This is a genomic window from Streptacidiphilus carbonis (assembly GCF_000787775.1).
Taxonomy (GTDB): Bacteria; Actinomycetota; Actinomycetes; order Streptomycetales; family Streptomycetaceae; genus Streptacidiphilus; species Streptacidiphilus carbonis.
In genome coordinates, this window is the sequence record NZ_BBPM01000006.1 from 209,074 (window position 1) to 229,768 (window position 20,695).

At 71.8% G+C, this 20,695-nt stretch carries 22 protein-coding genes; 13 read left to right on the forward strand and 9 right to left on the reverse strand.

Translation table 11 applies throughout. The features are described from left to right. Positions 1-94 precede the first annotated feature (94 nt). The 4 genes from TR46_RS07170 to TR46_RS07185 all read left to right on the forward strand — a co-directional run bounded on the left by TR46_RS07170 (position 95) and on the right by TR46_RS07185 (position 3,157). Positions 95-1,606, forward strand: a complete 1,512-nt coding sequence (locus TR46_RS07170; protein WP_042395393.1) for an ATP-binding protein — start codon at positions 95-97, stop codon at positions 1,604-1,606. Further along, a complete protein-coding gene (locus TR46_RS07175; RefSeq protein ID WP_042395396.1) occupies positions 1,603-1,956 on the forward strand; it encodes a UBP-type zinc finger domain-containing protein in 354 nt (117 codons plus the stop codon). Before TR46_RS07170 ends, TR46_RS07175 begins: the two co-directional genes overlap by 4 nt. Positions 1,957-2,060: 104 nt before the next feature. Beyond that, positions 2,061-2,183, forward strand: a complete 123-nt coding sequence (gene ykgO / locus TR46_RS07180) for a type B 50S ribosomal protein L36 (protein ID WP_042395399.1) — start codon at positions 2,061-2,063, stop codon at positions 2,181-2,183. A gap of 161 nt (positions 2,184-2,344) precedes the next feature. Then, positions 2,345-3,157, forward strand: coding sequence for a pentapeptide repeat-containing protein (locus TR46_RS07185; RefSeq protein ID WP_042395401.1), 813 nt, complete (start codon positions 2,345-2,347; stop codon positions 3,155-3,157). 73 nt (positions 3,158-3,230) lie between these two features. Here the strand turns inward: TR46_RS07185 and TR46_RS07190 are convergent, their stop codons facing one another. Further along, complete coding sequence (locus tag TR46_RS07190; protein WP_042395404.1) at positions 3,231-3,788, reverse strand: NAD(P)H-dependent oxidoreductase; 558 nt, start codon at positions 3,786-3,788, stop codon at positions 3,231-3,233. 119 nt (positions 3,789-3,907) lie between these two features. Between TR46_RS07190 and TR46_RS07195 the strand changes: the two genes are divergently transcribed. Then, on the forward strand, positions 3,908-4,555 hold the full coding sequence (locus tag TR46_RS07195; protein ID WP_042395406.1) for a TetR/AcrR family transcriptional regulator: 648 nt from the start codon (positions 3,908-3,910) through the stop codon (positions 4,553-4,555). 145 nt (positions 4,556-4,700) lie between these two features. Here TR46_RS07195 and TR46_RS07200 read toward each other — a convergent pair whose 3' ends face one another. Then, positions 4,701-5,942: a S53 family peptidase gene (locus tag TR46_RS07200; protein WP_042395409.1), complete on the reverse strand. Its 1,242-nt coding sequence runs from the start codon at positions 5,940-5,942 to the stop codon at positions 4,701-4,703. 370 nt (positions 5,943-6,312) lie between these two features. Between TR46_RS07200 and TR46_RS07205 the strand changes: the two genes are divergently transcribed. The 5 genes from TR46_RS07205 to TR46_RS07220 all read left to right on the forward strand — a co-directional run bounded on the left by TR46_RS07205 (position 6,313) and on the right by TR46_RS07220 (position 9,113). After that, complete coding sequence (locus TR46_RS07205; RefSeq protein ID WP_042395412.1) at positions 6,313-6,540, forward strand: hypothetical protein; 228 nt, start codon at positions 6,313-6,315, stop codon at positions 6,538-6,540. A gap of 38 nt (positions 6,541-6,578) precedes the next feature. Then, positions 6,579-6,773 carry a hypothetical protein gene (locus tag TR46_RS07210; protein ID WP_042395414.1) on the forward strand — a complete coding sequence of 65 codons (195 nt, stop codon included), beginning with the start codon at positions 6,579-6,581 and terminating at the stop codon, positions 6,771-6,773. 100 nt (positions 6,774-6,873) lie between these two features. Beyond that, entirely contained in the window at positions 6,874-7,020 is a 147-nt protein-coding gene (locus tag TR46_RS42110) for a hypothetical protein (protein ID WP_161790094.1), read from the forward strand. 223 nt (positions 7,021-7,243) lie between these two features. Further along, positions 7,244-8,536: a molybdopterin-dependent oxidoreductase gene (locus TR46_RS07215; protein WP_042395418.1), complete on the forward strand. Its 1,293-nt coding sequence runs from the start codon at positions 7,244-7,246 to the stop codon at positions 8,534-8,536. A 106-nt stretch (positions 8,537-8,642) separates the two neighbouring features. Continuing rightward, positions 8,643-9,113, forward strand: coding sequence for a hypothetical protein (locus TR46_RS07220; protein ID WP_236655237.1), 471 nt, complete (start codon positions 8,643-8,645; stop codon positions 9,111-9,113). Here TR46_RS07220 and TR46_RS07225 read toward each other — a convergent pair. Beyond that, a complete protein-coding gene (locus TR46_RS07225) occupies positions 9,060-9,647 on the reverse strand; it encodes a pyridoxamine 5'-phosphate oxidase family protein (RefSeq protein ID WP_063770539.1) in 588 nt (195 codons plus the stop codon). The two genes, TR46_RS07220 and TR46_RS07225, sit on opposite strands and share 54 nt — an antisense overlap. A gap of 420 nt (positions 9,648-10,067) precedes the next feature. On the opposite strand from TR46_RS07225, the gene TR46_RS07230 reads away from it, so the two are divergent. Together TR46_RS07230 and TR46_RS07235 are read left to right on the forward strand one after the other, a co-directional pair. Further along, on the forward strand, positions 10,068-12,641 hold the full coding sequence (locus TR46_RS07230; protein WP_042395423.1) for a hypothetical protein: 2,574 nt from the start codon (positions 10,068-10,070) through the stop codon (positions 12,639-12,641). An 84-nt stretch (positions 12,642-12,725) separates the two neighbouring features. Further along, a complete protein-coding gene (locus TR46_RS07235; protein WP_042395425.1) occupies positions 12,726-13,472 on the forward strand; it encodes a Clp protease N-terminal domain-containing protein in 747 nt (248 codons plus the stop codon). 9 nt (positions 13,473-13,481) lie between these two features. Here the strand turns inward: TR46_RS07235 and TR46_RS07240 are convergent, their stop codons facing one another. The 6 genes from TR46_RS07240 to TR46_RS07265 form a co-directional block, all read right to left on the reverse strand. Continuing rightward, positions 13,482-13,973 (reverse strand): GNAT family N-acetyltransferase, encoded by a 492-nt coding sequence (locus TR46_RS07240; RefSeq protein ID WP_042395427.1) that lies wholly within the window; start codon positions 13,971-13,973, stop codon positions 13,482-13,484. Positions 13,974-14,020: 47 nt separating this feature from the next. After that, entirely contained in the window at positions 14,021-14,830 is an 810-nt protein-coding gene (locus tag TR46_RS07245; RefSeq protein ID WP_201776375.1) for a GntR family transcriptional regulator, read from the reverse strand. Continuing rightward, positions 14,827-16,410, reverse strand: a complete 1,584-nt coding sequence (locus TR46_RS07250) for a beta-N-acetylhexosaminidase (protein WP_042395431.1) — start codon at positions 16,408-16,410, stop codon at positions 14,827-14,829. Before TR46_RS07250 ends, TR46_RS07245 begins: the two co-directional genes overlap by 4 nt. A gap of 67 nt (positions 16,411-16,477) precedes the next feature. Next, a complete protein-coding gene (locus TR46_RS07255; protein ID WP_042395434.1) occupies positions 16,478-17,317 on the reverse strand; it encodes a carbohydrate ABC transporter permease in 840 nt (279 codons plus the stop codon). Then, the gene (locus TR46_RS07260) at positions 17,314-18,405 is read right to left on the reverse strand and encodes a carbohydrate ABC transporter permease (protein WP_084718043.1); all 1,092 of its coding nucleotides are present in this window, start codon (positions 18,403-18,405) and stop codon (positions 17,314-17,316) included. The genes TR46_RS07255 and TR46_RS07260 overlap by 4 nt, the downstream gene beginning before the upstream one ends. A 3-nt stretch (positions 18,406-18,408) precedes the next feature. Further along, complete coding sequence (locus TR46_RS07265) at positions 18,409-19,731, reverse strand: extracellular solute-binding protein (protein ID WP_201776376.1); 1,323 nt, start codon at positions 19,729-19,731, stop codon at positions 18,409-18,411. A 333-nt stretch (positions 19,732-20,064) separates the two neighbouring features. On the opposite strand from TR46_RS07265, the gene TR46_RS07270 reads away from it, so the two are divergent. Beyond that, positions 20,065-20,695 (forward strand): cellulose binding domain-containing protein (locus TR46_RS07270; protein ID WP_304941265.1); only part of this gene is annotated, 631 nt, incomplete at its 3' end.

Consider the following 20,695-nt stretch of genomic DNA (forward strand, 5'->3'; position numbering starts at 1 on the left):
CGGAGCGGACTACCGCTGCCCTGCGGCAGTGGATACGGGAGACTGGTCCCATGGCAACCAGGAAGACGGAGTTGACGTCGGCTCGGGTCGGGCCGTGACGGGCGGGGCGGGCGGCGTCGCGGGGCAGTGTTCGCCGGAGGAGCTGCGGGGGCTGTTCCTGTTCGAGAAGCTGACGTTCGAGCAGTTGGCTTGGCTGTGCCGGAAGGGGCGGGTGGAGGCCTTCGAGCCGGGCCCGGTCTACACCGAGGGGGAGCCGGCCACCTGCTTCTACGTCATGGTCGAGGGCACGGTGGTGCTGTCGCACCGGGTCGGCCCCGACGACGTCGAGGTGAACCGTTCCTCCAGTCCCGGGGTGTACGCGGGGGCGTTCCAGGCCTATCTGGGCGAGCGGGTCCCGCAGGTGTACATGAACTCGATGCGGGTGGTCTCGCCCTCGCGGTTCTTCGTGCTGTCGGCGCATGACTTCGCCGGGATGATGCACGACTGGTTCCCGATGGCCGAGCACCTGCTGGAGGGGCTCTTCTTCGGCACCCGGACCCTGCAGCAGGCGGTCGGCCAGCGCGAGCGGCTGCTCGCGCTGGGCACGCTGTCGGCAGGCCTCACCCATGAGTTGAACAACCCGGCCGCCGCGGCGGTGCGCGCCACCGCCGCGCTGCGCGAGCGGGTCGCGCAGATGCGCGGCGCGCTGGGCAAGGTGGCCGGCAAGTCCGGCAAGGCCGCCGGTCTCGACGAGCTGGTACGGCTGGAGGAGGAGGCGGTACGGGCCGCAGCCAAACAGCCGGTGCTGGGGCCGCTGGAGGCCTCCGACCGCGAGGACGCCCTCACCGACTGGCTGGACGACCACGAGGTGGCCGAGGGCTGGGAACTGGCCCCGGTGCTGGTCCAGGCCGGACTGGACGCGGACTGGCTGGAGCGGGTGGACGCGGCGATCGGCACCGAGGGCCTGGCCTGGGCGCTCCGCTGGCTCACCCACGGCGTGGAGACGGAACTGCTGCTGGGCGAGATCGAGGCGGCGTCCTCGCGGATCTCCTCACTGGTCGGCGCGGCCCGGCAGTACTCGCAGCTGGACCGCGCCCCCTACCAGCAGGTCGACCTGCACGAGCTGTTGGACAGCACCCTGGTCATCCTGGGCGGCAAGACCGGCCCCGGCATCACCGTGGTCAAGGACTACGACCGCTCGCTCCCCAGGGTGCCGGCCTTCGCCGCGGAGCTGAACCAGGTGTGGACCAACCTGATCGACAACGCCCTGTACGCGATGGCCGGGCACGGCACGCTGACCATCAGCACCCGCGCCGACCACGACCGGGCGGTGATCGGCTTCCGCGACACCGGCCCCGGGGTGCCCGCGGACATCCAGGGACGGATCTTCGAGCCGTTCTTCACCAGCAAGCCGGTCGGCGACGGCACCGGGCTCGGGCTCGACATCTCCTGGCGGATCGTGGTGCACCGGCACCACGGCGACCTCCGGGTCGAGTCCGTCCCCGGCGACACCCTGTTCGAGGTGACGCTGCCGCTGACCGCACAGGACCCGGACCAGGATCCGGACCGGAACGTCCGACAGGACGCCGACGACGTCAGAGACGCCAACCAGGAAGAGGCACGATGAGCGACAACCCGGCGATCGACCCGACCGCGGTACCGAGCGGTGCCGGCTGTGCGGAGTGCGACGCGGTCGGCGGATGGTGGTTCCATCTGCGGCGCTGCGCGCTCTGCGGCCACATCGGCTGCTGCGACAGCTCGCCCTCACAGCACGCCAGCGCGCACGCGGCCGCCTCCGGCCATCCGGTGATCACCAGCTTCGAGCCCGGCGAGGCCTGGTTCTGGAGCTACCCCGACGAGCAGTTCTACGAGAGCGGACCGGACCTGGCCGGCCCCGAGCACCACCCGCTGGACCAGCCCACTCCCGGGCCGGCCGGCCGGGTGCCCGCGGACTGGCGACAGCACATCCACCAGTAGCGCCACCCGCGGGGACGGCGGAATACGGCGACCCCCGGCCGGGTTGTCATGGGCACAGTCGTCGGGGCGCTGCGGGGCCCCGCGCAGGAGGAGAGGACACGCCCATGAAGGTCCGTCAGTCGATCCGCTCGTTGAAGGCCAAGCCGGGCGCACAGGTCGTCCGCCGGCGCGGCCGGGTGTTCGTCATCAACCGCCGCGACCCCCGCTTCAAGGCCCGTCAGGGCTGATCGGCGGTCCGGCAGTCCGGCAGTCCGGCAGTCCGGCAGTCCAGGAGATCCGGTGCTTCGGGAGGTCGGAGCCGGCCTCCCGAAGCACCGGGAACCACAGGGGTGGACCTGGACCCCCTGGCCGCCGGGACGGTGGCCGGGCCGGCGACTACGCTTCCCGGGTGAGCACCATCGACCCCGCCGCACTGCGGGCCGACTGCGGCAACTGCTTCGGGCTGTGCTGCGTCGTGCCCGCCTTCGCGCGTTCCACCGACTTCGCCGTCGACAAGGCCGCCGGGCAGGCCTGCCCCAATCTGGGCGAGGACTCCCGCTGCGGCATCCACACCCGGCTGCGCGAGCGGGGCTTCAAGGGCTGCACCGTCTACGACTGCTTCGGTGCCGGCCAGAAGGTCTCCCAGGTCACCTTCCTTGGCCAGGACTGGCGCAAGGACCCGGGCGCGGCCCGGCGGATGTTCGCGGTGTTCCCGGTGATGCGCGACCTGCACGAACTGCTGCGGTACCTCGCGGAGGCGCTGGAGTGGCCCGCCGCCGGTCCCGTCCACGCCGAGCTGCGCGCTGCCTTCGCGGAGACCGAGCAGCTGACCCTGGGCGGCGCGGACACCCTCCCGGCGCTGGACGTGGACGCGGTCCGAGGGAGCGTCAACCCGCTGCTGCTCCGCGCGAGTGAACTCGTTCGGGCCGAGGTGCCGGGCCGGCGGCGGGACCACCGCGGGGCCGACCTGGTCGGCGCCAAGCTGAGGGGCGCCGCGCTGCGCGGCGCCAATCTGCGCGGTGCGCTGCTGATCGGGGCCGACCTGCGCGGCGCGGACCTGCGGACGGCCGACGTCATCGGCGCCGACCTCCGCGACGCGGACCTGCGCGGGGCGGACCTGACCGGCGCCCTGTTCCTGGTGCAGTCCCAGCTGGACGCGGCCAGGGGCGACCGCGCGACCGTGCTCCCCGCGACGATGCACCGCCCGGCGCACTGGGCCTGAACCGACGGCCGGCGGGCCCGGCCCGCGCTGCGGAGCCGGGCCCGCCGGGCCCCTGCGTGCTGTGTGCCTGGGATCAGGCAGCGACCGCGGTGGCCTCGGCCAGCTGGGCCACGACCGCCGGGAGCTGCTCGGCGACCTCGGCGTCGTCCTGCGGGTGCAGCTCGGCGAAGCGCACCACGGAGCCGGGGATGGAGAGCTTGGCCTCGGCCAGCACGGTGGCGCCGGCCACACCGAGGGCCTTGCGGGCCTCGTCCTGCGCCCACACGCCGCCGAACTGGCCGTAGGCGGTGCCGACCACGGCGGCGGGCTTGCCGGTGAAGGCGCCGGCGCCGTAGGGGCGGGACAGCCAGTCGATGGCGTTCTTCAGCACGGCGGTCAGGGTGCCGTTGTACTCCGGGCTGAACAGCAGGAAGGCGTCGGCCTGGCCGGCGGCCTCACGCAGCGCGGCGGCCGCGGCGGGGACGGCGCCCTCGACGTCGATGTCCTCGTTGTAGAAGGGGACCTCGCCGAGACCCTCGTAGATGACGACCTCGACGCCCTCAGGGGCGTGCTTGACCGCTGCCTCGGCGAGCTGGCGGTTGTGCGAACCGGCGCGGAGGCTGCCGACGAGGGCGAGAACGCGAACAGACATAACGTGCTCCTGAGAGGTTGGGCAGGGCGTCCACGGAAGTGGACTGTGGTCCGGGTACAGTGGTAGCACGGAAAGCGGACCTGAGTCCACTTCTTCTCGAGTAGCGCTATCGTTGAGGTATGACCGCGCAACGCCCCCGCCCCGCCGAGACGCCGTCGCCCTCCCGCGCCGAACTGCCGGTCGTGGACCAGGCACCCCGGGAACGCTCCGACGCCGCCCGCAACCGGGTCCGCCTACTGGAGGCCGCCGGCGAGCTGGTGCGCCGGCACGGCGCACAGAACGTCACCATGGACGCGGTCGCTGACGCGGCCTCCGTCGGCAAGGGCACGCTGTTCCGGCGCTTCGGGGACCGCGAGGGCCTGATGCTGGCCCTGCTGGAACACGCCGAGGAGGAGTACCAGCGCGGCTACCTGTTCGGACCGCCGCCGCTGGGCCCGGGCGCGGCGCCGCTGGAACGGCTGGACGCCTTCGGCGAGGCCACTGTGCGCCACCTGCTCTGCAACATGGACCTCTACCTGGCCGCGGACGCCTGCGCGAGCCGGCGCTACACCGTCCCCGCCGGGGTGCTGCGGGTCACCCACATCGCCGTGCTGCTGCACCAGGCCGGGGCGGTGGGCGACGTCGACCTGGTGGCACAGGCCCTGGCCGGCTACCTGGACCCGGCCCTGGTGCACCATCTGTGCACGCAGCGCGGCTTCTCCCTGGAACGGATCCAGGCCGGCTGGCGCGAGCTGGTGAACCGGGCCGTGGCACCGCTCCCCGCCTGAACCGCCACAGCCGGGACCAGGGGCGCCGAAGGCACCGCGGCACGACAGCAGGGCCGGGCCGCGGACGCGTGGCGTCCGGACCCGACCCTGCCGGTGGGGGTGTTCCGGTGGGGGTGTCAGCTCGCAGTGTTCAACTGACGGATCGTCAGCCGGTGAAGGCGGTCAGACCGTTCGGGGTGCCCAGGCCGGTCGGGCCGTCGTAGCCGGTCTCCGCCGTGCAGAGGTAGGCCGGGGAGCAGCTCGCGGTGGAGCCGGTGGTCACGTCGTTGAGCGAGGACGTGTGGGCGTACAGGTCGGCCGCCGGGTAGCTGGCGCTGGGGGCGCCGGCGTCCGCGAACACCGCGGCGATCAGCGGCGAGGCGACGCTGGTGCCGCCGTAGACCGCCCAGCCGGAGGCGCCGTAGGTCTGGTAGACCGCAACGCCGGTGGCCGGGTCGGCGACCGCGGAGACGTCGGCGACGGTGCGCTTGGAGCAGCCGGTGTCCTTCTGCCAGGTCGGCTTGGCGTCGTAGCCGGAGCAGCCCGAGCCCGCACCCTCGGTGCTGCTGGTGGACCACACGCTCTCGGTCCAGCCGCGGGAGTTGGAGGCCGTCCTCAGCGAGGTGCCGCCGACCGCGGTGACGTACTTGGACGCCGCGGGGTACTCCACGCCGTAGCCGGAGTCACCGGAGCTGGCGGTGATGGCCACACCGGGGTGGTTGAAATAGCTGCTGTCGTACGACGTGTCGGAGCTGGACTCCGAGCCGCCGTAGCTGTTGGAGACGAACTTGGCGCCCAGCTTCACCGCCTCGTTGACGGCGGTGCCGAGGTTGGTCATCGACGCGGTCCTGGCCTCGACCAGGATGATGTGGGCGTTGGGGGCGATCGCCGACACCATGTCCAGGTCCAGCGATATCTCGCCGGCCCAGCCGCTGTTGTTGCTCGGCAGCGAGCTGGTGCTGCCGGTCTGGCTGACCTGCTTGAAGCAGCCGCTGGCCACGGTGCAGGCGGGCAGCCCGTACTGGGAGCGGTAGACGGCCATGTCGGCGGCGGCGTTGGGGTCGTTGTAGGCGTCGACGATGGCGACGGTCTGGCCGGCGCCGCCGTTGGCCGGCAGGTTGTAGGCGCTCAGCAGGCTGCTCGGGCCGAAACCGGACGGGGTGGCGTTCGGGGTGATCCCGAGCGCGTTGACGTGCTCGGCGGTGCTGGTGACCCGGAGGGCGTTGCAGGCCATCTGCCCCACCGAGTGGATCACCGCACAGGACCGCACCCAGCTGGGATGGGCGGACTGCGCCGTCGCGGCGCCGGCGGGGGCGGCACCGAGCAGACCGGCCGCGGCCAGCGCCGCCGAGCCGAGCAGCGGGAGAGCGACACGGCGGGGAGTGCGGGGGTTCGGGGTGGTACGCAACGTACTGCCTCCAGATGTGGGGGTGTGACCGGGGGCGTGCGGCTGGTTGCCTCCCCGGTCCGGGGTGGCAACTGCGGAGTACGTTAGGTGAGATGTCCATGCCCAGACAAGAGCTGTTCAGCAGTCATCTCACAGCCGTCGCGATCGGAAACACAGCGGAAACACGCACGCTGCGGCGCTCACCGGGTGGACACAAGATCTACCGAAAAAGATCTGATCGTCTGCACACTTTCCCGGCAGTTTCTGCACATGCCTACCGCATATGCGAAAGGATGAGCTGAGTACACGTCAATTTCCCCAGGAGACAGCCGTGGGCCGTCACGCACCAGACTCCCTACCCACCCCGAGCGCAACTCGCACTCATCTGCGCGTGCTTTCCATCCTGCTCGCGCGGCACGCCGCCGATCTGCCGGACTCCACCCTGAGCGACACCTCGCGCCAGGACGCGGTGCGCCTGCTCGCCTGGGCGACCTCGGCGGCGGCGCTGGCCGCGGCCGCGCTGACCGAGAGCGATCCGCAGCAGGCGGTCCGGTACCGGATCCAGGTGCGGGACACCCTCGCCGAGGCGCACGCCCTGGCCTGGTACCCCGGAGCCTAGGTTCTTCTAGTGAATCCCCACCGCCTCGGGACCTGTGTGTGAACGATCCGGCGGCCAGGGGGAAGGTGCACGACGCCGACCCCGGGGTGGACCGGGCGGCCCTTTTCGCGGCGGTGCCGCATCAGGCGGCGAACGCCCGCCAGGACCACAGCGCGCCCGCCGCCCCATGGATGCCGATGCCGGCCGCCGTCCGGCGGCTGATGAGCCGGACCCGCCACGGCACCAGGGTCTGACCCGAGGGCCCGGCGGTCCGTCCGGCCCCGCCCAGCAGGACGAAGGTCCCCGTCTCCGAGGACCTTCTCTTCTGCCCCCAGGCTTGTGAACGCCTTCACAATGAAGGCAGGCCTCCGGCGCGACGCCCTCGATGTCCACGGCTTCCACGGCTTCCACGGCGGGATCCGAGGCCGCGCCATGACCGCCCACACCCTCCTGCCCCCCTGTTCCGGCCGTCGCCTCACCAGCGTCGACGGCGGCCGGTGACCGGCTCCGTCCACTCCTGGGGCCTGCACCCCGGAGTGGACGAGCCGGACACTCCGGCGGACCGGTCGACGTCGGCCACTGGGCTGTTGGGGTGGACACGACCTGCGGCCGGCCCGAAGCGCCGCGCCTGCACCGCCTGTTCCCGGAACAATCGGGGCGCCGGGCCACCGGTGGCCGTCGGCCGGCCACGTGACTTCAGGGCGTGCGAGCAAGGGAACCCTCCATGGCGACTGGTGACCACGACGGAGCGACGCCGCGTCCGCCCGGTCCCTTCCGCGCCGGGTTCTGGCGCAGTCCGATCCGCGGCCCGTGGCTGACGGCGGTGTTCGGACTGGTGCTGCTGGTCGGGATCACGGTCCTGTTCGTCACCGGACTGCTGTCGTACGCCGCCTACAACCCGCGGCTCGGGGCGGTCAACGACCAGACACCGGGCAAGGGGTGGCTGGGGTTCTACCTGTTCACCTGGCCCACCCACCCCTCCTGGCTGTACCGCTTGAACCAGGGCGTCCATGTGACCCTGGGAGTGGTGCTGGTCCCGGTGCTGCTGGCCAAACTGTGGTCGGCCATCCCCAAGCTGTTCGAGTGGCCGCCCACCCGCAGTCCGGCCCACGCCGTCGAACGGCTCTCGCTGCTGCTGCTGGTGGGGGGCGCGGGGTTCGAGTTCGCCACCGGCATCCTCAACATCCAGTTGCACTACGTCTTCCCCGGCTCGTTCTACACCCTGCACTTCTACGGCGCCTGGGTGTTCATCGCCGCGTTCGCCGTGCACGTGGGCCTGCGGATCGGCCGCCTGCGCCGGGCCCTGCGCTCGCGGCGGCCGGAGTCGGTACTGCGCACCGACACCGCCCGTACCCGGCCCGAACCCGCCGACCCCGACGGCCTCGTGGCGGCGTCCCCAGCGGCACCGACGATGAGCCGGCGCGGAGCGCTGGCCCTGACCGGCGCCGGGTCCCTGGTCCTGCTGGCGGTCACCGCCGGGCAGAGCATCGGCGGACCCTGGCGCCGCACCGCCCTGCTGGCCCCCCACGACCGGGACCCCGGCACCGGCCCCAACGGCTTCCAGGTCAACAAGAGCGCCGCCGCGGTGGGCATCACCGCCGCGGACATCGGCCCGGCCTGGCGGTTGACCCTCCACGGCCCCGCCGAGGTGTCGACGTTCACCCGCGAGCAGCTCGCCGCCATGCCCCAGCACGCCGCGGCACTGCCGATCGCCTGTGTGGAGGGCTGGTCCACCGACGACCAGCACTGGTCCGGCCTGCGCCTGGCCGACCTCGCCGCCCTGGCCGGGGCCCCGGATGCGGGCAGCGTCCTGGTGGAGTCGGTGGAGCGCGGCGGACCGTTCGGCACCGTACTGCTGGCCGGCAACCAGATCCGCGACCCGCGCTCGCTGCTGGCCCTGCACGTCAACGGCGCCGACCTGTCCCCGGACCACGGCTACCCGGCCCGGATCATCGTGCCCGCCAACCCGGGGGTCAACAACACCAAATGGGTCGCCCGGCTGACCTTCCGGACGTGACCGCGTGAACCTCCCCGCCCTGCTGCGGCGCCGACCGCGCCTTCATCCCGTACAACGGGTCCGACAGCTGACGAGCCGTCTTCTGCGGTGGTACGGCGCCCACCCGTTGCACCTGCTCGCCATGGCCTGCTGCTTCGCCCTGGCCGGCTATGCCGCCGTGGAACTCCTGACCGGACGCACCCTGGCGGTCGCCCTGTGGTTCATCGGCGCCGCCCTGCTGCACGACCTGGTACTGCTGCCCGTGTACGCGGGCGCCGACCTCGGCGCCCAAGCGCTGCTGTCCGAGCAGGGCGGCCGGACACGCACCGTGCCGGTCATCAACCACCTCCGGGTCCCCACCGCCCTGTCCGGCCTGCTCCTGCTCGTCTGGTTCCCCCTGATCCTGAACCTCTCCAAGCCCTACACGGGCGACACCACCCTGAACGAACACCCCTACCTGGGGCGCTGGCTACTGATCACCGCAGCCCTCTACGCCGCTTCCCTCGTGCTGCTCGCCCTGCGCCTGCTGCGCCACCGCCGCCGGTCACGCCCAGCGGGTCCCCGCGTCCCGGGCTCCGCCGGTCGAACCCGAACCTAGTCCTCGAACCCAGTCCTCGAACCGCCAGCGCGTGGCGCCGTACGGCTCGGCGGTGGCGACGCCGAAGACCGTGCTGACCCGCATCCGGTACAGGTGCCACGGCGGCGGCCCGGCGCTGGGGGCGTTGAACGGCGCGGTGAAGGCGTCGCCCTCCACCTCCGCGGGCCAGCCCGCCCCGTGGTAGACGGCCGCGATGCTCTTGAGCGTCGCCGCGTCGGTCACCCGTGCGGCCTCGCCCTCGATCACGACGTCGATGCCCTGCAGCCGCACCGAGAAGGTGCACGCCGGGTTCGCCGCCAGATTGCGTGCCTTGCGCGCCTTGGGGCTGCTGGTGAAGTACAGCTCGCCGTCCCGCCACACCGCCCCCACGCCTGCGGCGCTGGGACGTCCGTCCGGGCGCACCGTCCCGAGGAAGGACGGCACGGCCGGCCTCGGCATTTCGGCTCCGAGCGCCTGGTCGGCCCTGGCCCACGCCAGCGCCGGGTTGTCGTAGCGGTCGAGGTTGGTCGTCTCGACGGGCTCTCTGCCGGTCATCGGTTGCTCCCTGTCTTCAGGTCTTCGGATACCTGCGGTCTTGTACACCCGCAGAAGGAGACTGCTGCCTTCGGGGAAACTCATCGCCGGCCCCCGTGCAGCTCGGTCCAGGCCGGGCGGCAGCTGCGCGATGAGCCCGACCCCCGCGAGCACCTGACCGGACGTCATACGCCCAGCTTCGCCCGGCCGTGATCGCCCCGCCGCACCGGACGACCATCAGGGTGACGTCCGATTTGAGCAGGTCCCGGACAACGATTTGGCAAAGCCGGCGCACAGCCATTACTGCCACCACCTCCAGTGTGGTCAAGTCGCTTGGCACACAAGCACAGCAGAAATAGCCGGTGACACCATCCACTCGGGGAGGACCTGTTGACCACAGGAATACTCAGGCACAAGGGCGTCGCGATCGGAGCCCTGGCCATGGCGGGACTGATGGCCGCGATACCGGCGCAAGCCGCGACCGGCGGCGGAAGCGGGGCGGGGATCTTCGCCCCGGGCGCGGCCAAGGCACTGGCCCAACAGCGGACCGCCGAACGCAGCCACGCAGCCTCTACCGCGGCCTCTGCCGCTGCCGCCCCCGCCGCCGACGGCAGCGAGGAGGCGGACGAGATAGCCGAGGGCGCGGCTCAGTGGTCCGAGGCCCGCACCTCCCCCGGCGTGGTGGCGCCCGGTGCCTACGGGGCGGCCTGGACCGCCCTGCAGGGACTGCCCCGCACCGGCGGCAGCTGGCGGAACGTCACCAACCTGCCCTACAACTCGGACGACACGCGCTACCGCGACTACAACTCCAATTCGAGCGGCGGCTCGGGCCTGGTGACGGGCAGGATGGCCGCGGTGGCCGCGGACGACGAAGGCCATGTCTACGCCGGCGCGGCCGGCGGCGGGGTGTGGCGCTCCAGCACCGGCGGCGGCAAGTGGACCTCCATCAGCGACGGGCTGTCGGCCCAGTCCACCGGCGCGCTGGCGCTGGACTCCAGGGACCGGCTGTGGCTGGGCACCGGTGAGGCCACCACCAACGCGGACGCCTACCTGGGCAGCGGCGTCTACCTGCTCAGCCACCCCGAGCACGGCGCCTTCACCGCCCGCGACCGGGTCGGCGGGACCGAGCTCCAAAGCACCAGCATCCATGAACTGCGCTTCAGCGGGACCACCGTGTGGGCCGCGACCAGCGAGGGCCTGTGGTCGCACTCGACCGTCCACCTGAACGGCCCCTGGAAGCTGGAGTTCGCCCCCAACCCCGCTTATCTGCCCGGCGGTTCACTGGCGAACGACCCGAGCTCGGCCTACAAGAACATCGTCAGCGACATCGCCTTCGACCCCGGCAACAAGGGCCGGGTCGTGGTCGCGGCGGGCTGGCGCTCCGGCGACACCTACAACGGCTTCTACACCCGCGTCGGCGGCAGCTGGCAGAAACTCACCTCGCTCGGCGACCTGCCCGCCGACGCCGCCGACATCGGCAGCGTCACCTTCGCCGCCTCCGCGGACGGCTCGCGCTACTACGCCATCGACCAGTCCCCGGCCGGACTGGCCGCCGGCAGCAACGCCCTGGCCGGCATCTTCGTCTCCAAGTCCGGCTCCCCGTTCGGCCCCTGGACCCGGATCGCGGACTCCGCCCAGCTCGCCGCCTCCGGCTCCGCCCTCGGCTCCCCCGGCGACCAGGGCTGGTACGACCAGTTCCTGCAGGTCGACCCGGGCGATCCGAACCACGTCTACGCCGGCCTGGAGGAGGTCTTCGAGACCAAGGACGGCGGGACCACCTGGACCACGCCGGGCCCCTACTGGAACTTCAATTTCCCCTGCTGGAGCATCGACCCGACCAAGCAGACCGGCGACTGCTCCCAGACCACCCACGCCGACCAGCACGGGGTGGCGATCGGCAGGTACCACGGCAAGAGCGTGCTCTACGTCGGCAACGACGGCGGCATGTACCGGCGGCCGGTGGACGGCTCGGCCGACGCCTCCGGCCACGCGACCGACTGGACCTCGCTGAACGACGGCACCATCGACACCCTGCAGTACTACTCCGTGGGCGTGGGCAAGGACCTGACCTACGGCGGGGTCTCGGTCACCGGCGGCCTGCAGGACAACGGGCAGTCCATCCTCCGCGGCAACGACACGGTGATGGGCTCCAACTTCGGCGGCGACGGCGGCATGACCCTGACCGACCCCGCCAACGGCTGCAACATCGCCCAGGAGTACGTCTACCTGGAGATCAACGTCACCCAGAACTGCGCCGTCAACAACGGCCTCGGCGCACCGACCACCTACGACGTCCCGCCGCCGGACAACGCGAAGTCCCTGGCCCGCTTCATCGCGCCCTTCACCACCGACCTGAAGACGCCCACCACCTGGGTCGCCGGCGGCCAGCACGTCTGGGTGCAGACCCAGGGCTACGCCATCCGCAACTCCAGCGCCTGGACCAGCGCCTTCGACCTGGGTGACGGACATGTCGCCACCGCGGTCGCCGCCTCGGGCGGAAAGGTCTACGCGGCCTGGTGCGGCCCCTGCAACAGCCAGGGCTTCACCCGCGGGATCGCGGTCGGCAACGCCGACGGCACCGGCTGGCAGCAGATCACCCTGCCGGCCACCGGCAGCGTGCCCAACCGCTACCTCTCCGACCTCAAGATCGACCCGGCCGACGCCAACCACGTCTACCTGGCCGTCAACGGCTTCTCCCGGTCCTGGAACGAGGGGCCCGGCGCCGGCGTCGGACACCTCTACGAATCCCATGACGGCGGCCTGACCTGGAAGGACATCTCCGCCAACCTGCCGGACATCCCCGCCGACTCGATCGCCCTGACCCCGGGCGGCGGCATCGCGCTGGGCACCGACCTCGGCGTCGTGTACCGGGCCCCCGGCCGGACCGGCTGGAAGAAGGTCGGCGACCTGCCCGCCGTGGCGGTGACCCAGCTCCTCACCGGCCCCGACGGCAAGCTCTACGCGGCCACCCACGGCCGGGGCATCTACACGGTCCCGCTCTGGCAGCTGCGCTGACCCCATCGCACTCCGCCGCTCCCTGCGGCACCCACTGACAACCGTGGGTTGACAGTCCGAGCACTGTCAACCTACGGTTGTCACATGACGGATCCCGTGGAACCAAAGCCAATGACCAACCCCGTCCGGCTGGACGACCTGATCGAGGCGATCAGGAAGGTCCATCCCGACGTGCTCGACCAGCTCTCCGACGCGGTGATCGCCGCCGACCACCTCGGAGAGATCGCCGACCATCTGATCGGCCACTTCGTGGACCAGGCCCGGCGTTCCGGCGCGTCCTGGACGGACATCGGCCGCAGCATGGGCGTCACCCGGCAGGCGGCGCAGAAGCGCTTCGTGCCCAAGGCGTCGGAGACGCTGGACCTGGACATGAGCCAGGGGTTCAGCCGCTTCACCGTGCGGGCCAGGAACGTGGTGATCTCCTCGCAGGAGGAGGCCCGCACGGCCGGCAACGACACCATCGGCACCGCGCACCTGGTGCTGGGGCTGCTGTGCGAACCGGAAGCGCTCGCGGCCAAGGCGATCGTCGCCCAGGGCATCACCCTCGACGCGGTCCGCGAGGCTGCCACCGCGACCCTGCCGCCGCGCGCCGCCTCGGTGCCCGAGCTGATCCCCTACGACGCGCAGGGGAAGAAGGCGCTGGAACTGACTTTCCGTCAGGCCCTGCGCCTCGGCCACAACTACATCGGCACCGAACACATCCTGCTGGCCCTGCTGGAACTGGAGGACGGCAGCGGCCCACTCAACGGTCTGGGCGTCGACAAGGCCGCCTCGGAGGCCGCCATCGCCCAGGCGCTGGCCGGATACGCCGTGCCGCACGAGAAGGCCTGACCCGATCGGCTACGCCCAGTCCGTCTCGAAGTACTTCACTGTCTCGTCCTCCCGGACCAGCCGCATCCCGACCGCCCGCATCACCTGCTGGGACGCCGTGTTGCCGTGGTCGGCGTCGCCCTTCACCACGGTGACGCCCAACGAGCGGGCGAGCGCGAGCAGTCCGCGCAGGGCCTCGGAGGCATAGCCGTGGCCCTGCGCCGACGGGACCAGGCCGTAGCCGATCACCACGCTGCCGTCCGGCTCGGGGAGCCGGTTGAACCCCAGACCGCCGATGGCCGCGCCGTCGGCGCGGCGGCGGATCTCGTAGCCGCCGAAGGGGGCCGGGTCCCCGGAGCCGGCGCAGCGCCGCAGATACGACACGGCGCCGCGGACGTCCATCTCGGCCGGATAGTCCGCCGCCCACACCTCCCCCGCCGCCCGCTCCCCCGCCACCAGCCGCGCCGCCTCATCGGGCGTCAGCGGGTGCAGCAGCAGCCGCGGTGTCTCCAGATCAGCCATGGCACCTGTCTACCGCATCGCCGACGGCGCCCCCGCGTCAGCCCGCCTCATCCCGACGAGGCGTCAAAACGCAGCTTGGAGGTGATCCGGTAGCGGTCGCCGCGGTAGACGGCGTGGGCGAACTCGACGATCCGACCGGTGGTGTCCCGGGTGGTCCGCTCGACCTGCAGGATCGGCGCGTAGACCGGGACGTCCAGCAGTTCGGCCTGCTCCGGGTTGGTGACCGCGGGCTCCAGGGTCTGCACCGCGTCGGAGACCACGACCTGGAAGCGCTCCCGCAGCAGCTGGTAGAAGTTGCCGCTCTCCAGGTCCTCCGGGGAGAGCCCGGGGACGATGGCGGCCGGCAGCTCCAACTGCTCGATGGACATCGGCTCGTCGTCGACGTCGCGGACACGGGTGATCCGCAGCACCGGCTCGTCCGGCCCGATGCCGAGCCGGGCCGCACGCGGCGGTCCGGCCGGGGCGACGGTGAAGCGGATCACCCTGCTGGTCCAGTCGCCCTCGGCGGGGGGCACCGCCAGTGCGTTGGTGGTGGTGCCGGACATCTCCTGGGTGACCTTGTGCGGACTGGTGAAGGTGCCTCTGCCCTGTTGGCGGACCAGCAGCCCGCTGCGGGTCAGCTCCTCGACCGCGGCCCTGACGGTGGGTCGGGACACGCCGAGCTGGGTGGCCAGGTCGCGTTCGGGGGCCAGGCTGGTGCCGGGGCCCGAGCGCTCGATGACGTCGAGCAGATGGCGGCGGACCCGGTCGCGTTTGGCGGTGGGCAGCCGGCGGGCCGGCTGGGCGGCACCGTTGCCCGTGCCGCTCCCGGCGCCGTTCGCCGTGCCGTTGTCGGTGCTGCTGTCGGTACTGGTCACGCCTCTATCGTCCCAATCATCCGGGGTGACTGCGTACCGCCCGCGGAGAGCAGCGCGGCGACCCTGCTCCGGTGCACCGCGGCCCGCTCCAGCAGCGAGTCCCGGTCGTGCGGTCCGGACCGCCAGGCCGTCTCGGCCAGCGCGCACAGCCGGGGGTAGAGCAGATAGCGCGCCTGGGCCGGGGTGGCCACGTACTCGGTCCACAGGAACCCCTGCATTCCGAGCACGCCCGGAGAGTCGTCCCGGGCCGGGTCGGCGATCGGCAGCCCGCCCGGCAGCAGGTCGGCGGCCAGCGGGTCGAAGCGGAGGATGTCGTCGACGGTGACGATCTCCCCGGGCTGCCCCGGCGGCTCGTCGGGGTGGTCGCGCTGCGGGTAGTCCAGGTAGGTGGATCGGTGCGGCCCCATCACCACCTGGTGGCCGCGGCCGACCGCGAGCACCCCGTGCACCGGGTCGCGCCAGGCGCCCAGCACCATGCCGGCCGGGGGTTCGCCGGAGGCGTGACCGGTCTCGTCCCAGCAGACGGTGCGGCGGCCGTGCCCGGCCAGGTGGTCGTGCATCCGGCCCAGGAACCAGCCGTGCAGCTGGGCGGGGTGGTCCAGGCCCAGCTCGCGGGCGCGCGCCCGGGCCGCCTCGCTCTGCTCCCACTGGGTGGTCGGGCACTCCTCGCCGCCGATGTGCACGTGCCGGGACGGGAAGACCTCCACCACGGTGTCCAGCACCTGGCGGCAGAAGGCCAGGGTCTTGTCGTCCACCGCCATGATGTCCTCGCTGATGCCCCACTCGGTCCACACCGGCTGCGGGCGCTCCGGGTGGTTGCCGTACTCGGGGTAGGCGGCCAGCGCGGCCCGGGCGTGTCCGGGCATCTCGACCTCGGGGACCACGGTGATCCCGCGCCGGGCGGCGAAGGCCACCAGTCGGCGCAGCTCGGCCCGGGTGTAGTGGCCGCTGTGCGGGGTCCCGTCGGTCAGCCCCGATCCCAGCGGGCCGACCTGGGTCTCGGCCCGCCGGGATCCGACGTCGATCAGCCCGGGCAGCCCGTCCACCTCGAAGCGCCAGCCCTGGTCGTCGGTGAGGTGCAGCTGCAGCACGTTGAACTTCAGCAGGGCCAGCTCGTCGACCAGTTCCAGCAGGAAGGACAGCGGGAAGAAGTGCCGGACCACGTCGAGGGTGAAGCCGCGCCAGGGCAGTCGCGGGATGTCCTGGAGGGTGAGGCAGGGCAGGTGGCTGCCGCCGGCGGCGGGGGTGCGCGGGTCCAGCGCTTCGGGGGGCAGCAGTTGACGGAGCGTCTGGACCCCGGAGAGCAGACCGGCCTCGGCGGTCGCACTGAGCCGGGCCCGGTCGGGACGGATGTCCAGCCGGTAGCCCTGCGGGCCGAGGGCGGAGTCCTCCGGGGTGAGCTCCAGCCGCAGCCCGGGTCCGGGCCCGGCCGGCCCGGCCGCATCGGCGGGCAGCCCCAGATACTCGGCCAGCAGCGCGGCAGCCGACTCGGCGCCGGGACCAGCCGAGAGGTGGAGGTCGGGGCCGACGGGGAGGGTGCCCGGACGGGGGGTGAGCTCGCTGGGGCGCGGGATGATCACGGTGGCCCTTCATGACGCCGGAAGTACGGCGGACGGATCGGAGCGGGTGGGAACGGGTCGCGGTCGGTCAGTCCTTCACCGCCCCTGCGGTCATGCCGGCCACCAGCCGGCGCTGGATGAGCATGAAGAACACCACCACCGGCAGTGCGAACAGGGTCGAGGCCGCGATCAGCCCGCCGTAGTCGGTTCCGGCGCTGGTGCTGAAGGAGACCAGCCACACCGGCAGGGTGTAGTGGCTCTGGTCCTTCATCAGCACATAGGCGAACACGTAATCGTTCCACGCGGTGATGAACGCGAAGACGCTGGTGGCGATCACACCGGGGAGCACCAGCGGCAGCAGGATGGTGCGGATGATCCGCACCCGGCTCGCTCCGTCGACCATCGCGGCCTCCTCCAGCTCGACCGGGATGCCCTGCAGGAAGCCGCGCAGCACCCAGACCGTGAACGGCAGCACCAGCGCCAGATAGGTGAGGGTGAGGCCGAACAGGCTGTTGAGCATGTGGGCGCTCTTCAGGCTGAGGAAGATCGGGATCAGCAGCGCGGGCTGCGGGACCATCTGCACGATCAGCACCCCGACCAGGAAGCTGCGGCGGCCGAAGAAGTGGAACCGGGTCAGCGCGGTGGCCGCGAGGAACGCCACCACGATGGCGAGCAGCACCACGGAACAGGTCACCACGGCGCTGTTGGCCAGGTCGGTGAGGAAACCCGACTTGTGCACGGCGTCGCTGAAGTTGGCCAGGCTGAAGGGGAAGGGCAGGAAGCCCGGGGTGGGCTTGAGGATGTCGCCGTAGGGCTTGAAGGCGGTGTTGACCATCCAGTAGACCGGGAAGATCCAGACGGCGCAGAACAGCACGGCTGCGGCGTTGAGTCCGATCCGGCGGGCCCGCGCCGGGAAGGGGACGCTCACAGGTCTTCTCCTGACCGCACCAGTCGGCGCACGTAGAGGGCGGTGGCGGCGAGCAGCAGCAGTACCGACACCACCGCGATGGCGGCGCCCTGGCCGAAGGAGTTGCTGCTGAACGCCTTGGTGAAGGACCAGATCGGCAGGGTGGTGGTGGTCTGGTTGGGACCGCCCCTGGTGAGGATCCAGAGCTGGGTGAAGACGTTGAAGTCCCAGATCACCGAGAGGATGGTGACCAGCCCGAGGATCGGCCGCAGGAACGGCAGGGTGATCACCCGGAACACCGTCCAGGGCCCGGCCCCGTCCAGCGCGGCGGCCTCGTAGTAGGGGCGCGGGATCTGCGAGAGCCCGGCGTGCAGGGTGAGTGCCACGAAGGGCACCGACTGCCACACCACCAGCAGCCAGACCAGCAGGAAGGCGCTGAGGGTGGAGCCGGACCAGTCGCGCTGGGTGAGGTCGCCGAACAGGTGGGTGCGGGTCAGCAGCCAGTTGACGACCCCGTAGACGGGCTGGAACAGCCACTGCCAGACCAGGCTGGACGCGACATTGGGCACGGCCCAGGCGGCGATCAGGACGAACGTCACGGCGGTGCGCATCCGCCGCCCCAGCCGGCCCATCATCATCGCGACCGCGAGCCCGATCAGAAGGGTTCCGGCCACCAGCGCGGCACAGAACCCGGCGGTGCGCAGCAGTACCGGGACCAGTTGGGCGTCCTCCAGCACGGCGCGGTAGTTGGCCCAGCCGGCCCAGCTGATCCTCCCGGTGAACAGCGCGCGCAGCCCGTAGTCCTGGAAGGAGATGACCACCACGCGCACCAGCGGATAGCCCAGCACCAGGGCGAGCACGGCGGCGGCGGGGGCGAGCAGGGTCAGCGGCAGCGCGTTGCGGCGCAGCCGGCGCAGGACGGCCGGGCGGTTCCGGCCGGTTCGTGGACGGCCCGGTCCGGGGCGGTCCGCGTCGGTGCGGACCGGGCCGGTGGGGCGGACCCCGGACAGGACGCCCGGGGCCTCGGCGGTGGCGGCGGCATCCGCGGCGGCGCGGCCCTCGGCGGGCCCTGCGGCGGACGTCTGACGGGGCTTCTCGGAGAGCGGCATCGGCTACTGGGCCGCGTTGAGGGCCTGGTCGAGGTGGGCGTCGAAGTCCTTGGCCGCCTGGGCGGTGGTCTTGCGCCCGGTGGCGATGTCGGCGAAGAAGGTATTGATCGACTTGTCGCTCTCGATGGTGGCCCAGCCCGGGGTGGCCGGGGTGCCGACGCTGGTCTTGGCGGCCTCGAAGAAGGCGGCGGAGGTGGGCGGCAGTGAGCTCTTGGTGGAGTCGATCAGCTGGGTGGACACGGGGGTCCAGGCGTCGATGCCGACGATCGCGCCGGTCTGCACGGTCTGGCTGGCGGCGGCCTTGAGGTAGGCCAGGGCCAGCGCCTGGTTGGGGCTCTTGGTGGCGATGGCCAGGTCCGAGCCGCCCAGGAACACCGGCTGGGTCCTGCCCGCGGTCGCGCTCGGGAACGGGAAGGTGCCCAACTCCCCCTTGAGCGAAGGCTTGTCCTTGAGCACGGTGTTGAGGCTGGTGTCCAGGATGGTGGCGGCCTTGCCGCCGGCGAACAGTGCCCGCTGGTCCGGTGCGGTGGTGTCGACGTTGCGCGACGCCGGGCTGGAGTAGGCGTTCTCAAAGGCCTTCCAGGCCTGCAGCCCCTGCTGGGCGGCCGGCGACTCCAGCGCCCCGGTCCACTTGCCGCCGCTCTGGGTGGCCAGCTGGCCGCCCGCGTCCCAGACGAACTGCAGCGCCCCGTACCAGTACTGGCCGGGGAAGTAGAACGGCGAGAAGTCGGCGGCGTGGTCGGCCGCCTTGACCTTGTCCAGGTCGGCGGTGAACTCCGCCAGAGTGGTGGGCGGTGCGGTCACCCCGGCCTTGGACCAGACGGTCTTGTTGTAGATCACCGCGCGGTTGCCGGCGAACAGCGGCACGGCGTAGAGCTTGCCGTCCACGGTGGCGGGGTCGGCCAGTCCGGACAGCCAGGTCTGACCCGCCGACAGGTCGGCCCGGTCGGCGGTGATGTCGCTGAGGCCGCCGTTGGCCGCGAACAGCGGGACGTCGGTGTTGCCGATCTCCAGCACATCGGGCGGGTTGTCCTGCGCCAGCGCGGTGCTGATCTTGGTGTTGATGCTGTCCCACTCCTGGATCTGCACCTTCACCTTGGCGCCGGTGGCCTGCTCGAAGGCGGCGTTGATGGCGTCCGTGGCCTTGGTGCTCAGATCGCCGTCCATCATCCAGACGGTGATCGTCTTCCCGGCGGCGGAGGCCGCGCCGGAAGTACCGGCCGATGCGGCCGACCCGCTGCCACCACTGCCGCCGCTGCCGCAGGCGGTCACGGACAGGGCCATCACAGCGCTGCAGGCAAGCACGGACAGGGCTCTCTTGTGCACGGGGACTCCTCGGAGAAGGTCGGTCGGTTCGGCCGGTGGGCTGGTGACCGCAGACGCTCCCAGTTGACCATTGGTCATGTCAATACCTCGTGAAGAAAATGCCCGCTCCGACCTGCAGAAGCCAGCATTTCCGGGATCAGAAGGGCATTTGAGCCCTTGACAGCCATAGGACAAGGCCTCACCTTGTACGTCATCCGGCAAGCAGTTAATGACCAGTGGTCAGTCTGACGGGGCCGACCGGCTGCACCGGGGCCGTACGGGACCCGCTCTTCCTGGCGCGCGGGCCCCGTACGGCGCGCCGTGTTCGCACCTCCCATTCACCGAGGAGCACCGATGGAGCACGTCCACCCCCACCCCGCACCGCTCACCCCCCTGCGCCGCCGGACCCGCAGGGCGCTGCTGGCCGGCGCCGCCGCCCTGGTCTGCGGGCTCACCGCGCTGTACCCGAGCGTGCGTCCGGCCCACGCCGACTCCCCCGCGCTGACGGTGCAGTACAAGACCACCACCGGGGCCAGCGCCGACGAGGCCGAGCCCTGGTTCCAGGTCGTCAACAACTCGACCAGCGCGGTCCCACTGAGCCAGGTGACGCTGCGTTACTACTTCACCGCCGACGGCGCGCCGTCCTACACCTTCGCCTGCGCCTGGGCCGTGGTCAGCTGCGCCAATGTCACCGGAACCGTCGTCGCGCTGACCACCCCGAGCGCCACGGCCGACCACTACCTGCAGATCAGTTTCGGCAGCGGGGCCGGCTCGCTGGCCCCCGGCGCCAGCACCGGTGACCTGCAGTTGCGGCTCTACCGCAGCGACTGGCAGAACGTGAACCAGGCGGACGACTACTCGTTCAACGGGGCCGACACCGGTTACACCGCGTCCAGCACGGTCACCGCCTACCGCAACGGAAGCCTGGTCTGGGGCACCGAGCCGGCCGGTGCCTCCGGGCCGTCCTCCACCCCCACCCCGACAC